Annotated in this window: 16 protein-coding genes; 4 read left to right on the top strand and 12 right to left on the bottom strand. The window is 61.2% G+C overall.

What is annotated here, in order from left to right; all coding sequences use genetic code 11:
* Positions 1–363, top strand: coding sequence for a glycine cleavage system protein GcvH (gene gcvH, locus J3R84_RS07545; protein ID WP_025427112.1), 363 nt, complete (start codon positions 1–3; stop codon positions 361–363).
* On the top strand, positions 363–3,227 hold the full coding sequence (gene gcvP, locus J3R84_RS07550) for an aminomethyl-transferring glycine dehydrogenase (protein WP_025427113.1): 2,865 nt from the start codon (positions 363–365) through the stop codon (positions 3,225–3,227). Before gcvH ends, gcvP begins: the two co-directional genes overlap by 1 nt.
* A gap of 46 nt (positions 3,228–3,273) precedes the next feature.
* Here the strand turns inward: gcvP and J3R84_RS07555 are convergent, their stop codons facing one another.
* The 9 genes from J3R84_RS07555 to J3R84_RS07595 form a co-directional block, all read right to left on the bottom strand.
* Positions 3,274–3,702: a response regulator gene (locus J3R84_RS07555; RefSeq protein WP_025427114.1), complete on the bottom strand. Its 429-nt coding sequence runs from the start codon at positions 3,700–3,702 to the stop codon at positions 3,274–3,276.
* A gap of 10 nt (positions 3,703–3,712) precedes the next feature.
* Positions 3,713–5,218: a sensor histidine kinase gene (locus J3R84_RS07560; RefSeq protein WP_158071672.1), complete on the bottom strand. Its 1,506-nt coding sequence runs from the start codon at positions 5,216–5,218 to the stop codon at positions 3,713–3,715.
* Between the two features lie 92 nt (positions 5,219–5,310).
* Positions 5,311–5,703 (bottom strand): Fe-S cluster assembly scaffold SufA, encoded by a 393-nt coding sequence (sufA, locus tag J3R84_RS07565; protein ID WP_025427116.1) that lies wholly within the window; start codon positions 5,701–5,703, stop codon positions 5,311–5,313.
* A 98-nt stretch (positions 5,704–5,801) separates the two neighbouring features.
* Positions 5,802–6,182 carry an SUF system Fe-S cluster assembly protein gene (locus J3R84_RS07570; RefSeq protein WP_025427117.1) on the bottom strand — a complete coding sequence of 127 codons (381 nt, stop codon included), beginning with the start codon at positions 6,180–6,182 and terminating at the stop codon, positions 5,802–5,804.
* Positions 6,183–6,253: 71 nt separating this feature from the next.
* Positions 6,254–7,495, bottom strand: a complete 1,242-nt coding sequence (locus J3R84_RS07575) for a cysteine desulfurase (RefSeq protein WP_057208634.1) — start codon at positions 7,493–7,495, stop codon at positions 6,254–6,256.
* Between the two features lie 27 nt (positions 7,496–7,522).
* Positions 7,523–8,800 (bottom strand): Fe-S cluster assembly protein SufD, encoded by a 1,278-nt coding sequence (gene sufD / locus J3R84_RS07580; protein ID WP_025427119.1) that lies wholly within the window; start codon positions 8,798–8,800, stop codon positions 7,523–7,525.
* Between the two features lie 22 nt (positions 8,801–8,822).
* Positions 8,823–9,578, bottom strand: a complete 756-nt coding sequence (gene sufC, locus J3R84_RS07585) for a Fe-S cluster assembly ATPase SufC (RefSeq protein WP_025427120.1) — start codon at positions 9,576–9,578, stop codon at positions 8,823–8,825.
* Positions 9,579–9,655: 77 nt separating this feature from the next.
* On the bottom strand, positions 9,656–11,125 hold the full coding sequence (sufB, locus tag J3R84_RS07590) for a Fe-S cluster assembly protein SufB (RefSeq protein ID WP_025427121.1): 1,470 nt from the start codon (positions 11,123–11,125) through the stop codon (positions 9,656–9,658).
* A 152-nt stretch (positions 11,126–11,277) separates the two neighbouring features.
* Positions 11,278–12,444, bottom strand: a complete 1,167-nt coding sequence (locus J3R84_RS07595) for a cysteine desulfurase family protein (RefSeq protein ID WP_025427122.1) — start codon at positions 12,442–12,444, stop codon at positions 11,278–11,280.
* 224 nt (positions 12,445–12,668) lie between these two features.
* Between J3R84_RS07595 and J3R84_RS07600 the strand changes: the two genes are divergently transcribed.
* Positions 12,669–13,346 (top strand): alpha/beta hydrolase, encoded by a 678-nt coding sequence (locus tag J3R84_RS07600; protein WP_025427123.1) that lies wholly within the window; start codon positions 12,669–12,671, stop codon positions 13,344–13,346.
* An 18-nt stretch (positions 13,347–13,364) separates the two neighbouring features.
* Here the strand turns inward: J3R84_RS07600 and J3R84_RS07605 are convergent, their stop codons facing one another.
* Together J3R84_RS07605 and J3R84_RS07610 are read right to left on the bottom strand one after the other, a co-directional pair.
* Positions 13,365–14,564: a GGDEF domain-containing protein gene (locus tag J3R84_RS07605; RefSeq protein WP_057208642.1), complete on the bottom strand. Its 1,200-nt coding sequence runs from the start codon at positions 14,562–14,564 to the stop codon at positions 13,365–13,367.
* Between the two features lie 137 nt (positions 14,565–14,701).
* Complete coding sequence (locus tag J3R84_RS07610; protein ID WP_057208644.1) at positions 14,702–15,838, bottom strand: anhydro-N-acetylmuramic acid kinase; 1,137 nt, start codon at positions 15,836–15,838, stop codon at positions 14,702–14,704.
* A gap of 124 nt (positions 15,839–15,962) precedes the next feature.
* Here J3R84_RS07610 and tyrS point away from each other — a divergent pair, with 124 nt between their 5' ends.
* On the top strand, positions 15,963–17,216 hold the full coding sequence (gene tyrS, locus J3R84_RS07615; RefSeq protein WP_057208646.1) for a tyrosine--tRNA ligase: 1,254 nt from the start codon (positions 15,963–15,965) through the stop codon (positions 17,214–17,216).
* A 50-nt stretch (positions 17,217–17,266) separates the two neighbouring features.
* Here the strand turns inward: tyrS and J3R84_RS07620 are convergent, their stop codons facing one another.
* A complete protein-coding gene (locus tag J3R84_RS07620) occupies positions 17,267–20,662 on the bottom strand; it encodes a YhdP family protein (RefSeq protein WP_084814275.1) in 3,396 nt (1,131 codons plus the stop codon).
* Between the last annotated feature and the right edge of the window lie 159 nt (positions 20,663–20,821).

The raw sequence follows: 20,821 nt of genomic DNA on the forward strand, positions 1-20,821 counted from the left end.
ATGTTGAAGTTCACCGACGAACACGAGTGGCTGAAGGTCGAAGCTGGCGTAGCAACGGTCGGCATCACCGAACACGCGGCCGGCCAGCTCGGCGACCTCGTTTTTGTGGAACTGCCGGAAACTGGCTCCACCTTTGCCAAGGGCGACACGGCGGCAACGGTTGAATCCGTCAAGGCGGCATCCGACGTCTATTGTCCACTTGATGGCGAAATCGTCGAAGTCAACCAGGCGATCGTCGACGACCCGTCGCTGGTCAACAGCGATCCGCAGGGCGCTGCCTGGTTCTTCAAGCTGAAACTCGCCGATCCGAACGCAGCCGACGCCCTTCTCGACGAAGCGGCCTACAAGGAGCTCGTCGCCTGATGAGCATGCCCAAGGACTTCACCTTTACCGACTACAAGCCGTATGACTTTGCCAACCGGCGTCATATCGGCCCGTCGCCGGCGGAAATGGATGAGATGCTGAAGGTCGTCGGTTATCCGTCGCTCGACGCGCTCATCGATGACACCGTGCCGCCGTCGATCCGTCAGAAGACGCCTTTGGCCTGGGGCGCGCCGATGACCGAGCGTGAAGCGCTCGACAAGATGCGCGAAACGGCCAACCGCAACCAGAAGCTCGTGTCGCTAATCGGCCAGGGCTATTACGGCACGATCACGCCGCCGGTCATCCAGCGCAACATCCTGGAAAATCCGGCCTGGTACACGGCCTATACGCCCTATCAGCCGGAAATCAGCCAGGGTCGTCTCGAGGCGCTGCTCAACTACCAGACGATGGTCTGCGACCTGACCGGCCTCGACGTTGCCAACGCTTCGCTGCTTGACGAAGCGACGGCTGCCGCCGAAGCCATGGCGATGGCCGAACGTGTGTCGAAGTCCAAGGCGAAGGCCTTCTTCGTCGACGAGAGCTGCCACCCGCAGACGATTGCTCTGTTGAAGACCCGTGCCGAGCCGCTCGGCTGGCAGATCGTCATCGGCAATCCGTTCACCGATCTCGATCCGGTCGACGTCTTCGGCGCCATCTTCCAGTATCCGGGCACCTACGGCCACGTGCATGACTTTACCGGCCTGATCGCCCGCCTGCACCAGGCCGGCGCGATCGCGACGGTCGCGGCCGACCCGCTGGCGCTTGCCCTCTTGAAGTCGCCCGGCGAAATGGGTGCCGATATCGCCATCGGCTGCACCCAGCGCTTTGGCGTTCCGGTCGGCTACGGTGGTCCGCACGCTGCCTACATGGCCGTCAAGGACGCGCACAAGCGCTCGATGCCCGGCCGTCTCGTCGGCGTCTCGGTCGATGCACGCGGCAACCGCGCCTATCGCCTTTCGCTGCAGACCCGCGAACAGCATATCCGCCGCGAAAAGGCGACGTCGAACATCTGCACCGCGCAGGTGCTGCTGGCCGTCATGGCCTCGATGTACGCTGTTTTCCATGGACCGAAGGGCATCAAGGCGATCGCTCAGAGCGTTCACCAGAAGACCGTTCGCCTCGCCATGGGCCTCGAAAAGCTTGGCTACACTGTCGAACCGGACGTGTTTTTCGACACGATCACCGTCGATGTCGGCAAGCTGCAGGGCATCATCCTCAAGACTGCCGTCGCCGAGGAAGTGAACTTGCGTAAGATCGGCGAAACCAAGATCGGCATCAGCCTCGACGAGCGCTCGCGCCCCGTCACGCTCGAAGCCGTCTGGCGCGCCTTTGGTGGTGACTTCAAGGTAGAAGAGTTCGAGCCGGGCTATCGCCTGCCGCAGCCGCTGCTGCGCACCAGCGAATACCTGACGCATCCGATCTTCCACATGAACCGCGCCGAAAGCGAAATGACGCGTTACATCCGCCGTCTTTCGGACCGCGACCTGGCGCTCGACCGGGCGATGATTCCGCTCGGTTCCTGCACGATGAAGCTCAACGCTACGGCGGAAATGCTGCCGATCACCTGGCCCGAATTCGCCGAAATCCATCCTTTCGTTCCGAAGGATCAGGCGGCCGGCTACCAGCACATGATCGAAGACCTGTCGGATAAGCTCTGCGCCGTCACTGGCTATGACGCGATTTCCATGCAGCCGAACTCCGGCGCACAGGGCGAATATGCCGGTCTGTTGACGATCCGCGCATACCACCTGGCACAGGGCAACGACCATCGCGACGTCTGCCTGATCCCGACTTCGGCGCACGGCACGAACCCGGCGTCCGCCCAGATGGCCGGCATGAAGGTCGTCGTCATCAAGGTGAGCGACAACGGCGACATCGATATGGATGATTTCCGTGCAAAAGCCGAGCAGTACGCGGAAAACCTCTCGTGCTGCATGATCACCTATCCCTCGACGCACGGCGTGTTCGAAGAGAACGTCCGTGAGGTCTGCGAGATCGTGCACAAGCACGGCGGCCAGGTCTACATGGACGGTGCAAACATGAACGCCATGGTCGGCCTTGCCCGCCCCGGCGACATCGGCTCCGACGTCAGCCACCTGAACCTGCACAAGACCTTCTGCATCCCGCATGGCGGCGGCGGTCCTGGCATGGGCCCGATCGGCGTCAAGGCGCATCTGGCACCCTACCTGCCGGGTCACCCGGAAACGGATGGCAATGACGGTGCGGTTTCGGCTGCTCCTTTCGGCTCGGCCTCGATCCTGCCGATCTCCTGGAGCTACTGCCTGATGATGGGCGGAGAAGGCCTGACCCAGGCGACGAAGGTGGCGATCCTCAGCGCCAACTACATCGCTGCTCGGCTGAAGGGCGCCTACGAAGTGCTCTACAAGTCGTCCAAGGGTCGTGTCGCGCATGAGTGCATCATCGACACCCGCCCGCTGGTCGAAAGCGCCGGCGTGACCGTCGACGACGTGGCCAAGCGCCTGATCGACTGCGGTTTCCACGCTCCGACCATGAGCTGGCCGGTTGCCGGCACGCTGATGATCGAGCCGACGGAATCGGAGACCAAGGCTGAGATCGACCGCTTCTGCGAGGCAATGCTGGCAATCCGCGAGGAAGCCCGCGCCATCGAGGAAGGCCGGATGGACAAGGTCAACAACCCGCTGAAGAACGCTCCGCACACGGTCGAAGACCTGGTCGGCGATTGGGATCGTCCCTACTCGCGCGAACAGGCCTGCTACCCGCCAGGCGCTTTCCGGGTCGACAAGTACTGGTCGCCGGTCAACCGGGTCGACAACGTCTTCGGTGACCGAAACCTGGTCTGCACCTGCCCGCCGCTGGAAAGCTACGCGGAAGCAGCGGAATAAACCGATGACAAGCGGGGCGCGCCCGATGGTGCGCCCCGATCTTACCCTACTGATCAAGCACGACGCCGCGCGGCGGCAGGGTGTTTTCTATCCAGAAGCGGACGAAGGCCTCGGCGAATTGCCTGTAGCCCGAAAGCGACGACGGCTTGGCCGCATAGGCGTTTGCACCGGCCTTGTAGGACCGGAAAACGTCGCTCGGATTGGTGGACGACGTCAGCACGATGACCGGCACCACCGATGTGCCCTCATTGCTGCGAATGCGCTCCAAGAGTTCCATCCCGTCGACACCGGGCATCTTGATATCCAGAAGCACATAGTCGAAGTGCTCGTGCCCGAGGCGCGCCACGGCCTCGTCGGCGTGGGTGACATGGACGATGTCGAGCGTGTCGTCGGTCTGTGAAAGGGCACGCGTGACGAAACGCGCGTCGTGCACGTTGTCCTCCACCACAAGCAATCGCTTCGGTGACTTGGCCAATCTTGTCGCCTTACTTGGTCTTCCGCATGCGCTTGGGAAGCGTCACCACAAATCGTGCGCCTTCGGTGAAGCTCGTGTCAAGATGGATCGATCCGTTGTGGCTTTCGGCGATCCGCTTGGCAAGCGCAAGGCCGATGCCCGTGCCGCCATAGGTGCTTTCGTCGTGGTGCAAGCGCTGGAACACTTCGAAGATGCGCGTGGCGAATCGCGGGTCGATGCCGATGCCATTGTCCTCGACCGCAAGCTCCACCTGCTGGCCGACGGCGCGGCCGTTGACGCGCACGATAGGCCCGCGATCCGGATGTCGATACTTGATGGCATTGCCAACAAGGTTTTGCACCAGCCGGCGCAACAGTTCCGGATCGCCCTGGACCTTCGGCAGCGGACCGATCTCGAAGGCCACATTCGCCTCGCGCGCGTGACCGCCGAGAACGCCCAGAGTATCGGCGACGATGTCGCCGAGGTCGACATCGGACCATGTGCTGATCTGATAGGCAATCTGCGAATAATCGAGCAGGCTGTCGATCACCCGGTTCATCCGCCTTGCGCTGTCGCGCAGATGGCGGGCGCTGGCCGAAACCTCATCCTGATTGCCGGCGGCCAATTCATCCTCGATCATCTCGGAGAACATCGAAATGTGCCGCAAGGGTGCCTTCAGGTCATGGGAGACCGTTGCCGTGAACTGATCGAGGGCCTCGTTCTTGTGCTCGAGCTCCTGTCGCTGGCGCTCGAGCGTCAGTTCCGCGCGCTTCAGTTCGGTCACATCGACGCGCAGGACGACGGTGTTTCCGTCCTTGGTCTTGATATTTTCAACCCTCAGCCAGCGGTCGCCGGCGTAGCGGTAGATCTTCGCCCTGTTGTCCGGTTGACGAAAGTCCTGCAGCCGATGCGCCACCCAGGCGGGCCAATCCGGGTTACCGGGCAAGGCTTCGGGATAGTGCCCCTCCTTCTGCGCAAGCAGAAGGATCTCTTCGGCGGTCATGCCAGGGTGAAGCAAGGGGCCGGCTGGGCCGCAGATCGTCACATAGGCGCGATTGTAGACCAGCAACCTTTCCTCGGCATCGAAGATTGCGAAACCTTCCGGCATAACGTCGAATGCTGCGTCGAGCATGTCGGACGCCCGCTGTCTCTCAAGCACGGCCTTGGCGAGATCTGAGACGTCGCGGATGATGCCGATCAGGGCCAGTTCCCGTCCGGCGGCATCGATCAGCGGCGTGGTGCGCAGATGGCCCGAGAATGTCGAGCCGTCGCGCCGGATATAGCTGTAGGTCGAGGTGCGCGCGATCGTCTCGTCGACCCTTGCCGCGCGATTGCGCAGCCGCCTCAAGTATTCGTCGTCGTCAGCATAGATAAGGCGCGCCGGTTGGCCGATGAACGCGTCGGCCGCATAGCCGAATTGCGTGAGTGCAGCTGGGTTGGCGGAGCGAATGATGCGCTCAGCGTCGAGGATGATCACCGGATCCGGAAAGGTCTCATAGAGCGCATTGAAGACAAGTTCCTCGTCGAACGCCGTCACGCCCATCTCCCCCAGTTACGCGACCGCATATCAGCAGAAAAAAGGCCCGGCGAAAACCCGGGCCTGCCATCTCTCGAAACACAAGGAGCGTATCAGTTCGCGCGCACCACGGCGTCGCCGCGCTCCGCAAGCGCTGCCAGATCGGCCGGCTTCAGCTCGACCGATTCGCCGCATCCGCAAGCTGACGTCTGGTTGGGGTTGTGGAAGGTGAAGCCGGAGCGAAGCGTCGTCACCTCGAAATCCATCTGGGTGCCGAGCAGGTAAAGCACCGCCTCCGGCGCAACCCAGACCTTGGCACCAGCGTGCTCGATCAGATCGTCCTTTGGATTGGGCTCGGTGACGAGATCCACGGCATACTCCATGCCGGCACAGCCGCCCTTCTTGATGCCGACGCGGATGCCCAGGGCATCGCCACCTGCATTTTCAACGATCGACTTGACGCGCCCGGCGGCTGCATCGGTCAAGCTCATCACGGCAAAGCCCATCGGCCTTTTCTCCTTGTCGTCACCGGGGTAAAGGCCCGGCGCCTTCCAGAATCAAATGTAGTGTCCGCAGCTTAACGGATCAATATGGCGCCTTGCGGTCAGTACCAACCGATGGCCACCTGTGCCTCTTCCGACATGCGGTCAGGCGTCCACGGCGGATCGAAGGTCATAGAGACCTCGACTCCCGACACGCCTTCGACGGCGCCCACCGCATTTTCGACCCAGCCGGGCATCTCGCCGGCGACGGGGCAGCCCGGCGCGGTCAACGTCATGTCGATCTTGACCATGCGGTCATCTTCGATGTCGATCTTGTAGATCAGGCCGAGCTCGAAGATGTCGGCGGGGATTTCCGGGTCGTAGACGGTCTTCAGCGCGCTGATGATATCGTCGCTCAGACGTGCCAGTTCTTCGGACGGGATTTCCGAATGCACGATGCCCTCGCGCACGTCGATCTTGTCTTCCGTTGCATCCAGGCTCATGTCGGCCTCCTAGACTTTCTCTTTCAGTTCAGATGCTTGAGTTGAAACTCTGAACCATTTTCCAAACCCGATCAGGCGAAGAACTTGCGCGCGTACTCAAGCGCGTCAGCCAATGCGTCCACTTCAGCCCGCGTATTGTAGAGGCCGAAGGATGCGCGGCATGTGGAGGTGACGCCGAAGCGTTTCAAGAGCGGCTGCGCACAATGGGTGCCCGCGCGAACTGCGACGCCGGCGCGGTCGATCACCGTCGAGATGTCATGGGCGTGAACGCCTGCGATCTCGAAGGAAAAGATGCTGCCCTTATCAGGCGCATTGCCGAACACTTTCAGCGAGTTGATCCTCGACAGGCGCTCGCGCGCATAGGCGGTCAGGTCGGCTTCGTGCCTGGTGATCGCCGCCCGGCCGATCTTTTCCATGTAGTCGAGCGCGTAGCCAAGCCCGATCGCCTGGACGATCGGCGGCGTTCCGGCTTCGAAACGATGCGGCGGATCGTTGTAGGTGACGCGGTCTTCGGTCACTTCCTCGATCATTTCACCGCCACCCATGAACGGGCGCATTTCCTTCAGGCGGTCCATCTTGCCGTAAAGCACGCCGATCCCCGAGGGACCGTAGAGCTTGTGGCCGGTCATCACGTACCAGTCGCAGTCGATGTCCTGCACGTCGACAGGCATGTGGACTGCGCCCTGGCTGCCGTCGACCAGCACCGGAATGCCGCGCTCGCGGGCAATCCGGCAGATCTCCTTGACCGGTACAACGGTGCCCAGAGCATTCGACATGTGGGTAATGGCGATGAGCTTGGTGCGCTCCGTCAGGCACTTGACGAAATCTTCGATGTGGAACACGCCATCGTCGTCGATCGGCGCCCAGACCAGCTTGGCGCCCTGGCGTTCGCGGATGAAATGCCAAGGCACGATGTTAGAGTGGTGCTCCATGATCGACAGCACGATCTCGTCGCCCTCGCTAAGCTTCGGCATACCGTAGCCATAGGCGACTGTATTGATCGCCTCGGTGGAGGATTTTGTGAAGATGATGTTGTCGGCCGATGGCGCGTTCAGGAAGCGGCGCACTTTCTCGCGCGACGCTTCATAGGCCTCGGTGGCGGCATTCGAGAGGAAATGCAGGCCCCGATGCACGTTGGCGTATTCGTTGGCGTAGGCATGGCTCACCGCGTCGATGACTGACTGCGGCTTCTGCGCCGATGCGCCGTTGTCGAGATAGACAAGCGGTTTGCCATAGACAGTCCGGGACAGGATCGGAAAATCCTTGCGGATCGCTTCGACGTCATAGGCTGGCACCGGCACAGTGTGTTCCATGTCTTTCAATCCAATCAGTCGCGCCTGTCAGGCATGCTTCACGAGCCAGGCCGAGATTACGCCTTCCAGCGCCTCGACCAGCGGCTCGTCGTCGAGTTCCTCGACGATTTCGGCGACGAAGGCGTTGACGAGCATCGCCCGCGCCTTGTTTTCCGGAATACCGCGCGCAAGCAGATAGAAGAGCTGCGTGTGGTCGATGTCAGTAACCGTCGCGCCGTGACCGCACTGCACGTCGTCCGCAAAGATCTCCAACTCGGGCTTGGACGAAAGGTCGGCATCGTCCGAAAGAAGCAGCGTGTTGCACGCCATCCGCGCGTCAGTCTTCTGCGCGTCCTTGGCAACCAGGATCTTGCCCTGGAAGACGCCTTTGGCGCGATCGAAGACCACGTTGCGGATGATTTCCGTCGATGTGGTGTGCGGCACGTTATGGCCAAGCGTGAAGGTGACGTCCGTGTGGCTTTCGCCGCCGAGCAGGTTGATGCCGCGTAGCTTGAAATCAGCGCCTTCGCCGCTCGTCTTGCCGTGGATCTCCTGTCGCACCAGCTTGCCGCCGGCATTGATGACGAAAAGATACAGCTTGGCGTCCTTGGCGAGATCGAAGCGCATCTGCCCGAGATGGGTGTCTGCGGCTCCCTGCTGCTGCAGGATGATCCAGATGATGTCGGCACCCTCGCCAACCGCAACGTCGCTGACCGTTGAGACCAGGCTCTCGCCGGCATCGGTTGACAGGTGACGTTCGATCACAGTCGCCTTGGTGTTCGCACCGAAGGAAACCGGGAAGCGCGTGTGCGACTGGCCGATGCTCTGCACCAACTGAATTTCAAGCGGGTCTTCCAGCTCGGTTCCGTCTGCGATCGCAAGCTCGATACCACCGCGCACGAGGCCGCCGTTGATGCGGCCGATTGCGTCGTCCGAGCCGAGCACCGCAAGGCCGGCAGCAGCCGACCCGTCGAGCAGGCTGTCGGTGTAGGAGCGCATCGTCACGCCCTCGGGCGCATTGCCCTTGAGGTCGGCATGGCCGTTGCGCACCGCAAGTACTGTCGAGCCGGCGACAAGCGCCTCGACGCGATCAGCAAAAGCCGTCGGGTCGGCGGCAGGTACCGCACGCAGCAGCGTGCGAAGATCGGTATAGTGCCAGGACTCGACGCGGCGCGTCGGCAGGCCTGATGTCCGCAGTTCGTGCACCAAGGTGTCACGAACCGACAGCACCGAGCCGTCGCCGGGTAGATCGCCGATCTGCGCGGTATAGGCATCGACGAGCGCCGTTTCGGCTGCCGTCATCTTGATTGCCTGTTGCATATTCATTCGAACACTCCTTCAACAGGCCCTAGGCTGCAGCCTCGATGATATCAGCGTAGCCGTTGGCTTCGAGTTCGTGTGCAAGCGCCTTGTCGCCCGACTTGATGACCTGGCCCTTGTAGAGCACGTGCACCGTGTCCGGAACGATGTAGTCGAGCAGGCGCTGGTAGTGGGTGATGACGATGACGGCGCGGTCGGGCGAACGCAGTGCGTTGACGCCGTCGGCGACGATCTTCAGCGCATCGATGTCGAGGCCGGAGTCGGTTTCATCAAGCACGCACAGCTTCGGCTCGAGCAACGCCATCTGCAGGATCTCGGCGCGCTTCTTCTCACCGCCGGAGAAGCCGACGTTGAGCGGGCGACGCAGCATTTCCGGAGCGATCTTGAGCTCGGCAGCGGCTTCCTTGACACGGCGCATGAATTCCGGTGTCGTCAGCTCGTCTTCGCCGCGATACTTGCGCTGCTCGTTCATCGCCACCTTCAGGAACTGCATGGTGGCAACACCCGGGATTTCGACCGGGTACTGGAAGGCAAGGAAGATGCCCTTGGCGGCGCGCTCGGAAGCCTCCAGCTCAAGGATGTTCTCGCCGTTGTAAAGGATCTCGCCTTCGGTCACTTCGTAGTCTTCGCGGCCCGACAGGATGTAGGACAGCGTCGACTTGCCGGAGCCGTTCGGCCCCATGATGGCGGCGACTTCGCCGGCCTTCACCGTCAGGTTCAGGCCACGGATGATTTCAGTGCCGTCTTCGGCGATGCGGGCGTGCAGGTTCTTGATTTCAAGCATTATATCGTCCTCTTGGGAAACGAACGTCTGTTTGCGCGCAAAGCGGATGCGCGCCATTCAATAATCAGTTCAAGGCCTCAGCCGACCGAGCCTTCGAGCGAGATGCCGATCAGCTTCTGCGCTTCGACGGCAAACTCCATCGGCAGTTCCTGGATCACTTCCTTGACGAAGCCGTTGACGATCAGCGCGATCGCCGCTTCAGTCGGGATGCCGCGCTGCAGGCAGTAGAACAACTGGTCCTCGGAGATCTTCGAGGTCGTCGCTTCGTGCTCGAACTGTGCCGTCGAGTTCTTTGCCTCGATGTAGGGCACGGTGTGCGCGCCGCATTTGTCGCCGATCAAAAGCGAATCGCACTGGGTGAAGTTGCGGGCGTTCTCGGCCTTGCGGTGGGCCGAAACCTGGCCGCGATAGGTGTTTTCCGAAACGCCGGCAGCGATGCCCTTGGAGACGATGCGGCTCGACGTGTTCTTGCCGAGGTGGATCATCTTGGTGCCACTGTCGATCTGCTGATGGCCGTTCGATACGGCGATCGAATAGAACTCGCCGCGCGAACCGTCGCCGCGCAGGATGCAGGATGGATACTTCCAGGTGATCGCTGAGCCGGTTTCCACCTGGGTCCAGGAGATCTTGGAGTTCTTGCCGCGGCAATCGCCACGCTTGGTGACGAAGTTGTAGATACCGCCCTTGCCGTGCTTGTCGCCAGGGTACCAGTTCTGGACCGTCGAATACTTGATCTCGGCTTCATCGAGGGCCACGAGTTCGACGACAGCTGCGTGCAGCTGGTTTTCGTCGCGCTGCGGCGCCGTGCAGCCTTCGAGGTAGGAAACGTAGGCGCTTTCTTCGGCGATGATCAGCGTGCGCTCGAACTGGCCGGTGTTCTTCTCGTTGATGCGGAAGTAGGTCGACAGCTCCATCGGGCAGCGAACGCCCTTCGGCACGTAGACGAACGAACCATCGGTGAAGACGGCGGAGTTGAGCGTCGCATAGTAGTTGTCGGTCGGCGGAACGACAGTTCCGAGATACTTCTTGATCAGATCGGGATGCTCGCGGATCGCCTCGGAGATCGACATGAAGATCACGCCGGCCTTCTTCAGCTCTTCCTTGAAGGTCGTCACCACCGAAACGCTGTCAAAGACGGCGTCGACGGCGATCTTGGACTTCTGCACGCCGGCGAGGATTTCCTGTTCCTTCAGCGGGATGCCGAGCTTTTCGTAAACCTTCAGAATTTCCGGGTCGACTTCGTCGAGCGACTTCGGACCCGTCGTGCCCTTCGGCGCGGCGTAGTAATAGATGTCGTTGAAGTCGATTTTCGGATAGTTGACGCGCGCCCAAGTCGGCTCGTCCATCGTCAGCCAACGGCGATAGGCCTCAAGACGCCATTCCAGCATCCATTCCGGCTCGCTCTTCTTGGCAGAGATGAAACGGATGATATCTTCGGAAAGGCCCTTCGGCGCCTTTTCGACTTCGATGGTGGTTTCAAACCCGTATTTGTACTGGTCCACGTCGATCTGACGGACCTGATCAATGGTCTCCTGCACGGCAGGCATGTCGTTCTCCAATCTTGCCGGATCCAAGGTCCGGTAGCTTGTCAACACGATGCGAACTTGGCGCACCGCTTATGTAATGGCTAAAAGGCGCTTTTCACCCCGTTTGCCAAGCGGAAAATTGCTTTTCCGCAATTTCGTTCAACCGCGCGTTCTCACGCGGCCTGACCTGTCGTTCGGCGCCTTGCGGCGACCTTGGCGAACACCGCCGCGCAACGCTCGATCTCGGCCTCCGTGGTGGCCGGGCCGATCGAGATGCGCAGTGCCCCCTGACGGGGGTCGTAACCCATTGCAGTCAGCACGTGGCTCTGACCGACCTTGCCGGATGAGCAGGCGGAACCCGCCGAAAGTGCGACACCCTCGAGGTCGAAGGCGATCTGTCCGGTTTCCGCTTTCATGCCAGGAAGCGTGAAGAAGATGGTGTTGCCAACGCGCGAAACGTCGCGGCCATGGATCACCACATCCGGCGCCGAGGTCTGCATATCCTGTTCCAGCCGATCGCGAAGCGCTGCGACCGATGCCATGCGATCATCGAGGTTGTCGGCAGCCTTGCGCGCCGCTGCAGCAAAGCCTGCGATCGCAACCGCGTTCTCGGTACCTGAGCGATGGCCCTTTTCCTGGCCGCCGCCCCGGATCAACGGTGCCGGCATCATGATCTCACCCCGGGCGACAAGCGCGCCAGCGCCCTTGGGGCCGCCGATCTTGTGCGAGGAGATGATGAGAAAATCCGCACCCAGTTCTTCGATAGATAGCGGCAGCCGACCGGCCGCCTGTACGGCGTCGACGAGGAGAATACCGCCATGGGTGCGAACGATCGCGGCAATCTCGGAGATCGGCTGAATGATGCCGGTTTCGTTGTTGACCAGCATCACCGCGACCATCGGCAGGCCGCTTTCGCGGTCGTGGGTGTCGAGAAGCGCACGCAGGGCCTCGAGATCGACGACACCGGCGGTCGTCACCGGGATTTCCGAAACGTTCTCGCGCGCAAACCGCCCGCCTTCGCGCAATGCAGGATGCTCGATCGCCGAGGCATAGAGTCGGCCAATCTTCAGCGGCGTGCGGCCCATGCGGAAATCGGGCGTCAGCACCATGTTGGCCGCTTCGGTCGCGCCGCTGGTGAAGATCACGCTTGCCGCCTTGGCGCCGCAAAGCGCGCCCACGTCGCGGCGGGCATTTTCGATCAGCGTGCGGATCGTCCGGCCCTCGCCATGGACGGAGGAAGGATTGCCGACCAGATCGAGCGCAGACAGGCACGCGTCGCGCGCTTCGGCAAGAAGCGGCGCCGTGGCGTTCCAGTCCATATAGATGCGCGAGGTCGACATAATTTCCTTCGCTAGAACAATAGGCTCACCGCCGACAACCACCGACGATGCATTTTCCTTGAATTTTCCGCACCGCTTGCCTTATGAGACGAAGCACACGGCGGAATGCCCGCACAGAAGTTTTGAACGGTTCTAAACTAGGTTTTAGAAAAGCTGAGTGCTTTCGTCAAGACTCATCGCGATCCGAAACCAAGATTCGAACCAGGAACACCCCCGGAGAGCCAATGCCCGAAATTATCTTCAACGGACCTGCCGGCCGCCTCGAAGGCCGCTATCAGCCTTCGAAGCAGAAGAGCGCCCCGATCGCCATCATCCTGCACCCGCACCCACAGTTCGGCGGCACGATGAACAACCAGATCGTCTACCAGCTTTTCTACATGTTCCAGAAGCGCGGCTTTACGACGCTGCGTTTCAACTTCCGGGGCATCGGCCGTAGCCAGGGCGAGTTCGACCATGGCGCCGGCGAGCTTTCGGATGCCGCATCTGCGCTCGACTGGGTGCAGAGCCTGCATCCCGATTCGAAGAGCTGTTGGGTTGCCGGTTATTCCTTCGGCGCCTGGATCGGCATGCAGCTCCTGATGCGCCGTCCGGAAATCGAAGGCTTCATGGCCGTCGCCCCGCAGCCGAACACCTATGACTTCTCGTTCCTGGCGCCCTGCCCGTCCTCCGGCCTCATCATCAATGGTGATTCGGACAAGGTGGCACCCGAGAAGGACGTGAACGGACTTGTCGAAAAGCTGAAGGCGCAGAAGGGTATTCTCATCACCCACAAGACCGTGCCGGGAGCCAACCACTTCTTCAACGGCCAGGTCGAAGGCCTGATGGCGGAATGCGAGGATTATCTCGACCGCCGCCTCAACGGCGAACTGACGCCGGAGCCGGCTGCCAAGCGCATCCGCTGATACCGATGCGGGCGGCTCTTAAGGCCGCCCGATCCATTGTGGGGGCAATGGGTTGACCACATTTTGTAGCGCCTCGGCGCATTCCACACGATTGCGCCCGTTTTCTTTTGCCGCATAGAGAGCCTTGTCGGCCCGCTGCATCGCCTGTTCGAGCGGTTCACCCTTGGCAATCGCCGCAACGCCGAAGCTTGACGTCACTCTCGCCTGCTCCGCAAGACCGTCGATCTTTTGCGACATCATCGCAGCGCGCATTCCGTGCGCCACCACCCGCGCCTCCTCCAGATCTGTGGAGGGCAGGAAAACCACAAACTCCTCGCCGCCAAGACGACCGGCAACTGCGCGGTTGGGCATGACATCTTTCAGGACGCGCGCAAACTGGCGGATCACCTCGTCACCTGTGTGGTGTCCGTAGCTGTCATTCACCAGTTTGAAACGGTCGAGGTCGGCCAGAATCAAGGTGCCCGGCTGACGGCCCTCGCGCAGCTGGAGCATAGGGATGACGCGTTCGGTGAAGCCACGCCTGTTATAGAGCCCGGACAAGAGGTCTATTTCCGAGCGTGCGCGGGCATCATCGACGATCTCCTTGACCATGACGCCGAGCATCGCAAGACCGGTGCTGACGATCAGCACGGCGCCAAGCGCCTGGGAAATCAGCGCGAACGGGCTCGATACATAATCCTGCGCGGTTGCCCCGGAACCGGCCGCGACGGCCGCGTAGATTTTCAGGAGATAGTAGCCAGAGGTCAGTACCAGCAGCGAGAGCAGGATCCAGTCCGCCGCCGAGCGCCGTTTGGAGCGGATGACGACGGAGGCCGACCACGCCTGGATGACAAAGAATGGCAACTGGTAGGGGGCGGCATGCTGCAGCGTTCCCCTAGGAAGATCATAGATCGCGAGGTCGAGCGTCACCGAGGCCAGGAAGAAGGCGACAAGCACCTGCCAGTTGGCTGGCACGCGATAGAACAGACCAAGGCCGAAGCGCAGCAGACAGAAACCGGCAAGCACGCTCGCAAATGCACCGATGGCAAAAAAACGGGGAAAGGATGTGAAGGGCACGACGGTTTCGAATACCGCCGCGAGCGAGGCAACGGCAAAGCCGCCGGCGCAAAAGAGCGCGGCCCTTCTGGACCGGCTCTTGGCGGCAATGACAAGAAATGCTGCAGTGAATATCTGGGCGATAACGAAGTTCACAGCCAGCAGAGAAATCGCACCACCCATCGACGAACCCGAATTGTCTGTTGCCACGGCAGGGCCGCTTTGTGCCACCTCATGTGGCAGCACCGGACGATACTATCGGTGGCAGGCGAAAATTTGATTAATCGGGCAAAGGGAATCGCGGCAGGCGGTACCTGCCGTCAGCCTGCGGTGCGGGATGCGAATTTGCCGCCGGTGACCGGTTGGCGCACCCCGGTTGTGCCGGGATAGGTGAGCGGCAACCCCCGCTGCGCACGCACCGCGAGATAGGCCCAGGCCTCTGCCTCCATCGAATCACCGTTGAAGCCGACCGCTTCGGCCGCAAGCACGTTTGCACCATGGGCTGTCGCCTCCGATGCCAGATCCCGCATGATCACCGGATTGAGCCGGCCGCCGCCGCACACGATGTAGGTTCGGGGCGCTGCTGGCAGATGACTGGCCGATTTGATGATCGCAGCCGCCGTCACATAGGCGAGCGTTCGCGCTCCGTCTTCGAGATTGGCGTCCTTTCCCTTTGGCGGTGCGAAATCGTTGCGATCGAGCGAACGGCGCCTGTCCGAGGAGAAGAAGGGATTGAGCAGATAGCGTTCGGCAAGATCCGGCAGCACGCTGCCTTCGCTGGCAATCATGCCGCCCTGGTCAAAGGGAATGCCGGCATGTGCCTCCACCCATTGATCGATCAGCGTGTTGCCGGGCCCGCTGTCGTAGGCAACCAGTCCGACGTCGGCGCCGATGAATGTCAGATTGGAGATGCCGCCGATGTTGACGAAAACGACCGGCTGAACCAGTTCGCCATTCGCTGCGGCGTTCCGGGCGAGTGCTGCATGATAGGCCGGAATGAGCGGTGCGCCCTGGCCACCATGCTCCATGTCGTTGGCGCGCATGTCATAGACGACATCGATGCCCGTTTCGCGGGCAAGCAGCGCCCCGTCGCCGATCTGGACGGTCAGGGCATCGTCTGGCCGGTGAAGCACGGTCTGGCCGTGAAACCCGATAACATCAACACTTTCGCGCAAGATGTTGTTCTGCCGGAGAAATGCCTGAACCGCTTCGACATGCCTGAGCGTCAGTTCCCGCTCGAGATCGGCCAAAATTCCTGGCCGTTGCTCGCGGCTGGCGATCGACTTTGCGTCTTCGAGACCCTGTTTCAGCCGGTCGCGGAAGCGTGCCTCATAGGCGTATCCCGCCGAAGGTCCCTGCTCGACGATCGCATCGCCGTCGGTGCGCAGCAGCGCCACGTCGATCCCGTCCATGCTTGTCCCGCTCATCAAGCCGATCGCGGTCATGATCTTGCCCATGCATTCCTCCAAGGCGTTGCCCATCTACATAGCAAAAACATCGGCCAAGCAAAGACGTGCACTTTTGCCCAAACAGTGCTAAACGCCGCGCGCAGACGTTCTACCCAGCCGAAAGAGACAGGTCATGTCCGAGTTCAAGTCCGATTTCCTCCACACCCTCAGCGAGCGCGGTTTCATTCATCAGATTTCCGACGAATCTGGTTTGGACGAACTGCTGCGCAAGGAAACCGTGACTGCCTATATCGGCTACGATCCGACCGCTTCGAGCCTGCATGTTGGCCACCTGACACAGATCATGTTGCTGCACTGGTTCCAGGCAACCGGCCATCAGCCGATTTCGCTGATGGGCGGCGGTACAGGCATGGTTGGCGACCCTTCCTTTAAGGAAGAGGCGCGCAAGCTGATGACCGTTGAGATAATTGAGGACAATATTGCCTCTCTCAAGCATGTCTTCGCCAACTACCTCGACTACGACAAGTCCGAGACCCCGGCACTGATGATCAACAATGCTGAGTGGTTGCGCGGGCTTAACTACCTTGAATTCCTGCGTGACGTTGGCCGCCATTTCTCGGTCAACCGCATGCTGTCGTTCGACAGCGTCAAGACCCGGCTTGATCGCGAGCAGTCGCTGTCGTTTCTCGAGTTCAACTACATGATCCTGCAGGCCTACGACTTCGTCGAACTGCACAAGCGCACCGGCTGCCGATTGCAGATGGGCGGCTCGGATCAGTGGGGCAACATCATCAATGGTATCGACCTGGGCCACCGCATGGGAACGACCCAGCTTTACGCCCTCACCTCGCCGCTTCTGACGACGTCGTCCGGTGCGAAGATGGGCAAGTCGGTCAATGGCGCTGTTTGGCTCAACAAGGACCTGCTGCCGATCTATGACTTCTGGCAGTATTGGCGCAATACCGAGGATGCCGATGTCATCCGCTTCATGAAATTGTTCACCACTCTTCCCATGGCCGAAATAAATCGTCTCGCTGCCTTAGGCGGATCGGAGATCAACGATGCCAAGAAGATTCTGGCAACGGAAGTGACCGCAATCTTGCACGGACGGCAGGCAGCGGAGGAAGCTGCTGAGACCGCCCGCAAGACCTTCGAGGAAGGGGCAGTCTCCGAAAACCTGCCGTCGGTCGACGTGCCTGCGTCGGAACTCGAAGCCGGCATCGGCCTGCTGACGCTTGTCGTACGTGCGGGGCTTGCCTCGTCCAACGGCGAAGCCCGCCGTCACGTTCAGGGCGGCGCCGTGCGCATCAATGACGAGGCCGTCAGCGATGAGCGCCGCCTGATCGGCAGTGGCGATGTGACCTCGGATGGCATCGTCAAGCTGTCGCTCGGCAAGAAGAAGCATATCCTCGTTCGCCCCGCATAAGCCGGTGCACTCCTAGAGAATCTCGAAGGCCGGCCATTGTGCCGGCCTTATTATTGAAACTCGAAGATGCTGCGGAAGACGCCGGGCGCGATGATCGAAAGCGGGTTGATCGTCAGCTTCGGCTGGTTGAATGGGCCATTGAGTTTGAAGGTGATACCGAGCAGGCCACGGTCGCGGCCATTGCCGAGCAAGACGCCGATCAACGGCAGTTCGCCAAAAATTCGGTTCAAACCGTAGGCGGGCATGAAGGTACCCGTCATATCCATGATGCCGTTGCCGTCACGCACTGTTCCCTGGAAAGTCGCGCCGACATCGGTTCCCCTGAGGACGCCGCCATCGACCCGAATGGCGCTGCGGTCGAGGGCAAGCTGGGCAAAACCGCGCTCGAATCGCGCCGTGCTGACATCGATGTCGCGCTTTACCGCCTGGTTGAGGCTCCGTCCGTCCTGTCCAGCCGGCGTCGACACCATCGACTGCAGCCGTTGCTCGCCGACCAGCTGGAACTTGCGGATGTCGATCGAGCCGCGCCATGACCGGCCGCCACGATCACGCAACTTCATGTTCAACAGACCACCGCGCATGTTGCTATAGATGTCGGCGAACCGAGCAAGCGAGCCGGCGTCGCCGGTGGTCAGTTCAAGAATGTTGTCGGCACCGGATTTGGCGAGCCGCGCCACTACTGCCTGGCCGCTTCCGGTGACTGCCGACAGATTGATGTCTTCGATCTGTTGGCCACGCTCCGAATAGACCAGGTTCACATTCGAAAGCACTTCGCCGTTGAAGCCGGCGACGCGACCGAGCTGACCCTGGATGGTGATGTCGTCACCGGCGCCACCGTCGCCGTTCGAGCCGCTCTTCATCTGGGCAAGGATCGGACGAATGTCTGCCGCGGCACCGCTCAGCGTCACGACATGGATGCCTTTGCGGCGATCGATGGCAACGTTGAAATCGTCGCCCTGCGCCAGACGGACATTGCTGAGCTTTGCATTAACGATGCCGGCGCCATCGACCTGCAGATTACCGCGTGCGCCGAAACCGTCACCGGCGATTGCAAAGTCCTTGATGGTTGTAACGCTGTCGTTGATGTCGGATGTGAAGCGCACCTCGGCTGGTATGCCTGCACCTTTGTTCCAGCCGATCCAGGGAAGCGAGAGCCTGGCCTTGGTCAGATCGACGGTAACGTGCTGAACATCAGCCTCGTCGATCACCAGATCGACGTCCATCGGCCCGAAGATGATCTTCGACAGGCCGGGGGTCAGCTTCTCCCGGGCTGCCGCATCGAGTGTGCCGCTGATTTCGCGTTTGCGTTTGACCTTCGATTTGCTGTCGACCGGTTCGGTGAGCGCGATCTTGACCTTTGCGCCTTCAACAACCGCATCGGCATCGAGAACCGCTTGCTCGTTGTCGACCCGGAACGTGCCGGAAAGATTGGAGACGCCGCGTCCGGCGATCGGGCGCGTGACGGTGACGTCCTCAAGCTGCATCTCCACTTGCCAGAGCGGCGGTGGCGGGTGCTGGTCGGTGACAAGGCCAAACCGCGCTCCGACCTGTGCGGTTAGCGGGCCGGTAAAGTCGCCTGGGACAAACGGTGTCTTTTGCAGCGCCTGAATCGGCTTGTAGGTGACGAGCTCGGCGATCGCGTCTGCCTCGCCGCCAACTTCGATCTTCATTTCCGCGATCAACGGCTTGGTGTAGACATCGGGAATGATGAAATCGCCGCCATTGAGCGCGACGGACCGGCCGGAGGGAAAAAAGGCCGCCCCCTGCTTTACGCCCACTTCCATGCGCTGGCCGCTCAGCTTGAACGTGCCCGATGTGTCGCGCAACGGCGGTATCTCACCAGCAATGTTGATCCGCGTTTCGTCGATGTTGAACGTGATGTTCAGTTCTTTCTCGTCGAGCTTCAGCTCGCCTTCGTTCTGGGCGATCCGCCCCTCTGCCACCGAAACCTCGATGCGCGCATCAGTGACCGTGCCGCCGAAGAGATTGCGGATCGCCCAGCGGCGCGCGCCCTTGGCGATCCACCAGGGCCAAAGCTGCTTGACGGCCGTCGGTTGCATCTGGTCGCTGACGGCGGCAAAGCTGACCTGCGGCGAAGTCTTGCCGAAGGCGACCGAAAGCGAACCGAACATCGAGCCGAGCGGGCTGGAAACGGCGAGCTGATCGAAGATCAGGCGGTGGCGCGCATCCGAGGTGAAGCGGCCGCTTGCCTTCGCATCGAAGATCAAGGGACGTTCGGTAATGTCCTCCGGCGCGGAACTTGCATTCCTGAACAAAAGATCGATGGCAAAACCCTGATCGGTTGCGCCTGCTGTTCTGTCGAGGTCTTTCACTGCACCAGTAAACGGGAAGATCGAGCGACCGATATTGACCGTCGACGGCAGCACCTCGACGGCAGCCCGCTCAAAGTCATAGGCGATATCCATCTGGGAGGGATTGATCGTCGAAACCAGCCCACCGGCGTGGAATGCACCTTCCGACGTCCTGACGGCCACGCGAAGGTCGGGCTTGGCGCCTTCGGCGGCGCGTGTCGCCGTGAGGGTCAGCCCCGCGGTCGCATCGATGCCGAAGGCGGCCTCCTTGCCGAAGGGGCCGTGATAGAAGAAGGGCTTCAGCGGAATGTTCGAGATTGCCGCTTCGAAGCCGGACATATGACCCTTTGCACCAAGAGCGTTGGCGCTGAGATCGACATCGACTCCATCGACGGTCACGCTGCCTTTGACGTGCATGGAGCCATCGGCATCACGATTGAACTCCAGCTCCTTGGCATCGACCGGCACGACACGGTTACGTGCACCGGCGACTGTGAAAGAAAAGTTGGAAAGCAACACCGTCTGGTCGCCACGCCCTGCCGCCATCTTCGACATGCGGTCGACATGGGCAAAAAGCTGCTCCAGTGCGTCGCCGACATCGGCGATCTTGATCTTCGTCAGATCGACCGGCTCGCCGCGTGGCAGGAGGCCGGTGTCGAAGTCGCCACCTTCGGCTTCAAGACGTGAAACCGAAATCCTGCCCGTCAACAGCGCCAGAGGGTCGAGGGCAATGGATATCGAACTCAACTTTGCGACAGGTTGGCCGGACGTGGCTTCGCTCAGCGCCACTTCCCGCGCCTTGAGCGCCAGCGCGCCGTTCGAGGTCATGCGAACGACGGTGCTACCGACCTCAGCGCGATAGGCGCCGCCGAGTGCCGCGTTCAGCGCCGTGCGGGCGCGCGCGTTCAGTGTGCTGTCGATCGCCCCGCTCTCGACGACGGCGATGAGGCTGGCCGCAGTGATGAAGGCGAGCAGTAAGCCGCAAAGGGCAATCTTGCTGAGAAAGCGCAAGAGCCCGCGTTTGTGCGGGGCATGCACGATGACGGGTTCGTGTGCCTGCGCCGAGGGCAACGCATGCAACGCGACGATGTCTTTCTTGCGAAAGCCGACTTTTTCGCCGCGGATCTCACTCATCGGCGCGGACGCCCTCCAGTTCATACGGGAAAGCCCGCCTCTCCCGTCGACGCATCATGCGGCAGCGGGTCGACGGATCATTGCCGTCACGTAGACCACATCTGGCCGGACGGTGTCATCACGTCTGGCCGACCATGCTGTGGAAAGCATTCACACATC

It is taken from the genome of Ensifer canadensis (assembly GCF_017488845.2).
Classification (GTDB): Bacteria; Pseudomonadota; Alphaproteobacteria; order Rhizobiales; family Rhizobiaceae; genus Ensifer; species Ensifer canadensis.

Coding starts and splice junctions, on each gene's coding strand:
- J3R84_RS07575 (WP_057208634.1), bottom strand. CDS start 7,495: ATGGAACACACTGTGCCGGTGCCAGCCTATGACGTCGAAGCGATCCGC.
- gcvP (WP_025427113.1), top strand. CDS start 363: ATGAGCATGCCCAAGGACTTCACCTTTACCGACTACAAGCCGTATGAC.
- sufD (WP_025427119.1), bottom strand. CDS start 8,800: ATGAATATGCAACAGGCAATCAAGATGACGGCAGCCGAAACGGCGCTC.
- sufC (WP_025427120.1), bottom strand. CDS start 9,578: ATGCTTGAAATCAAGAACCTGCACGCCCGCATCGCCGAAGACGGCACT.
- sufB (WP_025427121.1), bottom strand. CDS start 11,125: ATGCCTGCCGTGCAGGAGACCATTGATCAGGTCCGTCAGATCGACGTG.
- tyrS (WP_057208646.1), top strand. CDS start 15,963: ATGTCCGAGTTCAAGTCCGATTTCCTCCACACCCTCAGCGAGCGCGGT.
- J3R84_RS07620 (WP_084814275.1), bottom strand. CDS start 20,662: ATGAGTGAGATCCGCGGCGAAAAAGTCGGCTTTCGCAAGAAAGACATC.
- J3R84_RS07600 (WP_025427123.1), top strand. CDS start 12,669: ATGCCCGAAATTATCTTCAACGGACCTGCCGGCCGCCTCGAAGGCCGC.
- gcvH (WP_025427112.1), top strand. CDS start 1: ATGTTGAAGTTCACCGACGAACACGAGTGGCTGAAGGTCGAAGCTGGC.
- J3R84_RS07570 (WP_025427117.1), bottom strand. CDS start 6,182: ATGAGCCTGGATGCAACGGAAGACAAGATCGACGTGCGCGAGGGCATC.
- J3R84_RS07610 (WP_057208644.1), bottom strand. CDS start 15,838: ATGGGCAAGATCATGACCGCGATCGGCTTGATGAGCGGGACAAGCATG.
- sufA (WP_025427116.1), bottom strand. CDS start 5,703: ATGGGCTTTGCCGTGATGAGCTTGACCGATGCAGCCGCCGGGCGCGTC.
- J3R84_RS07595 (WP_025427122.1), bottom strand. CDS start 12,444: ATGTCGACCTCGCGCATCTATATGGACTGGAACGCCACGGCGCCGCTT.
- J3R84_RS07605 (WP_057208642.1), bottom strand. CDS start 14,564: ATGGGTGGTGCGATTTCTCTGCTGGCTGTGAACTTCGTTATCGCCCAG.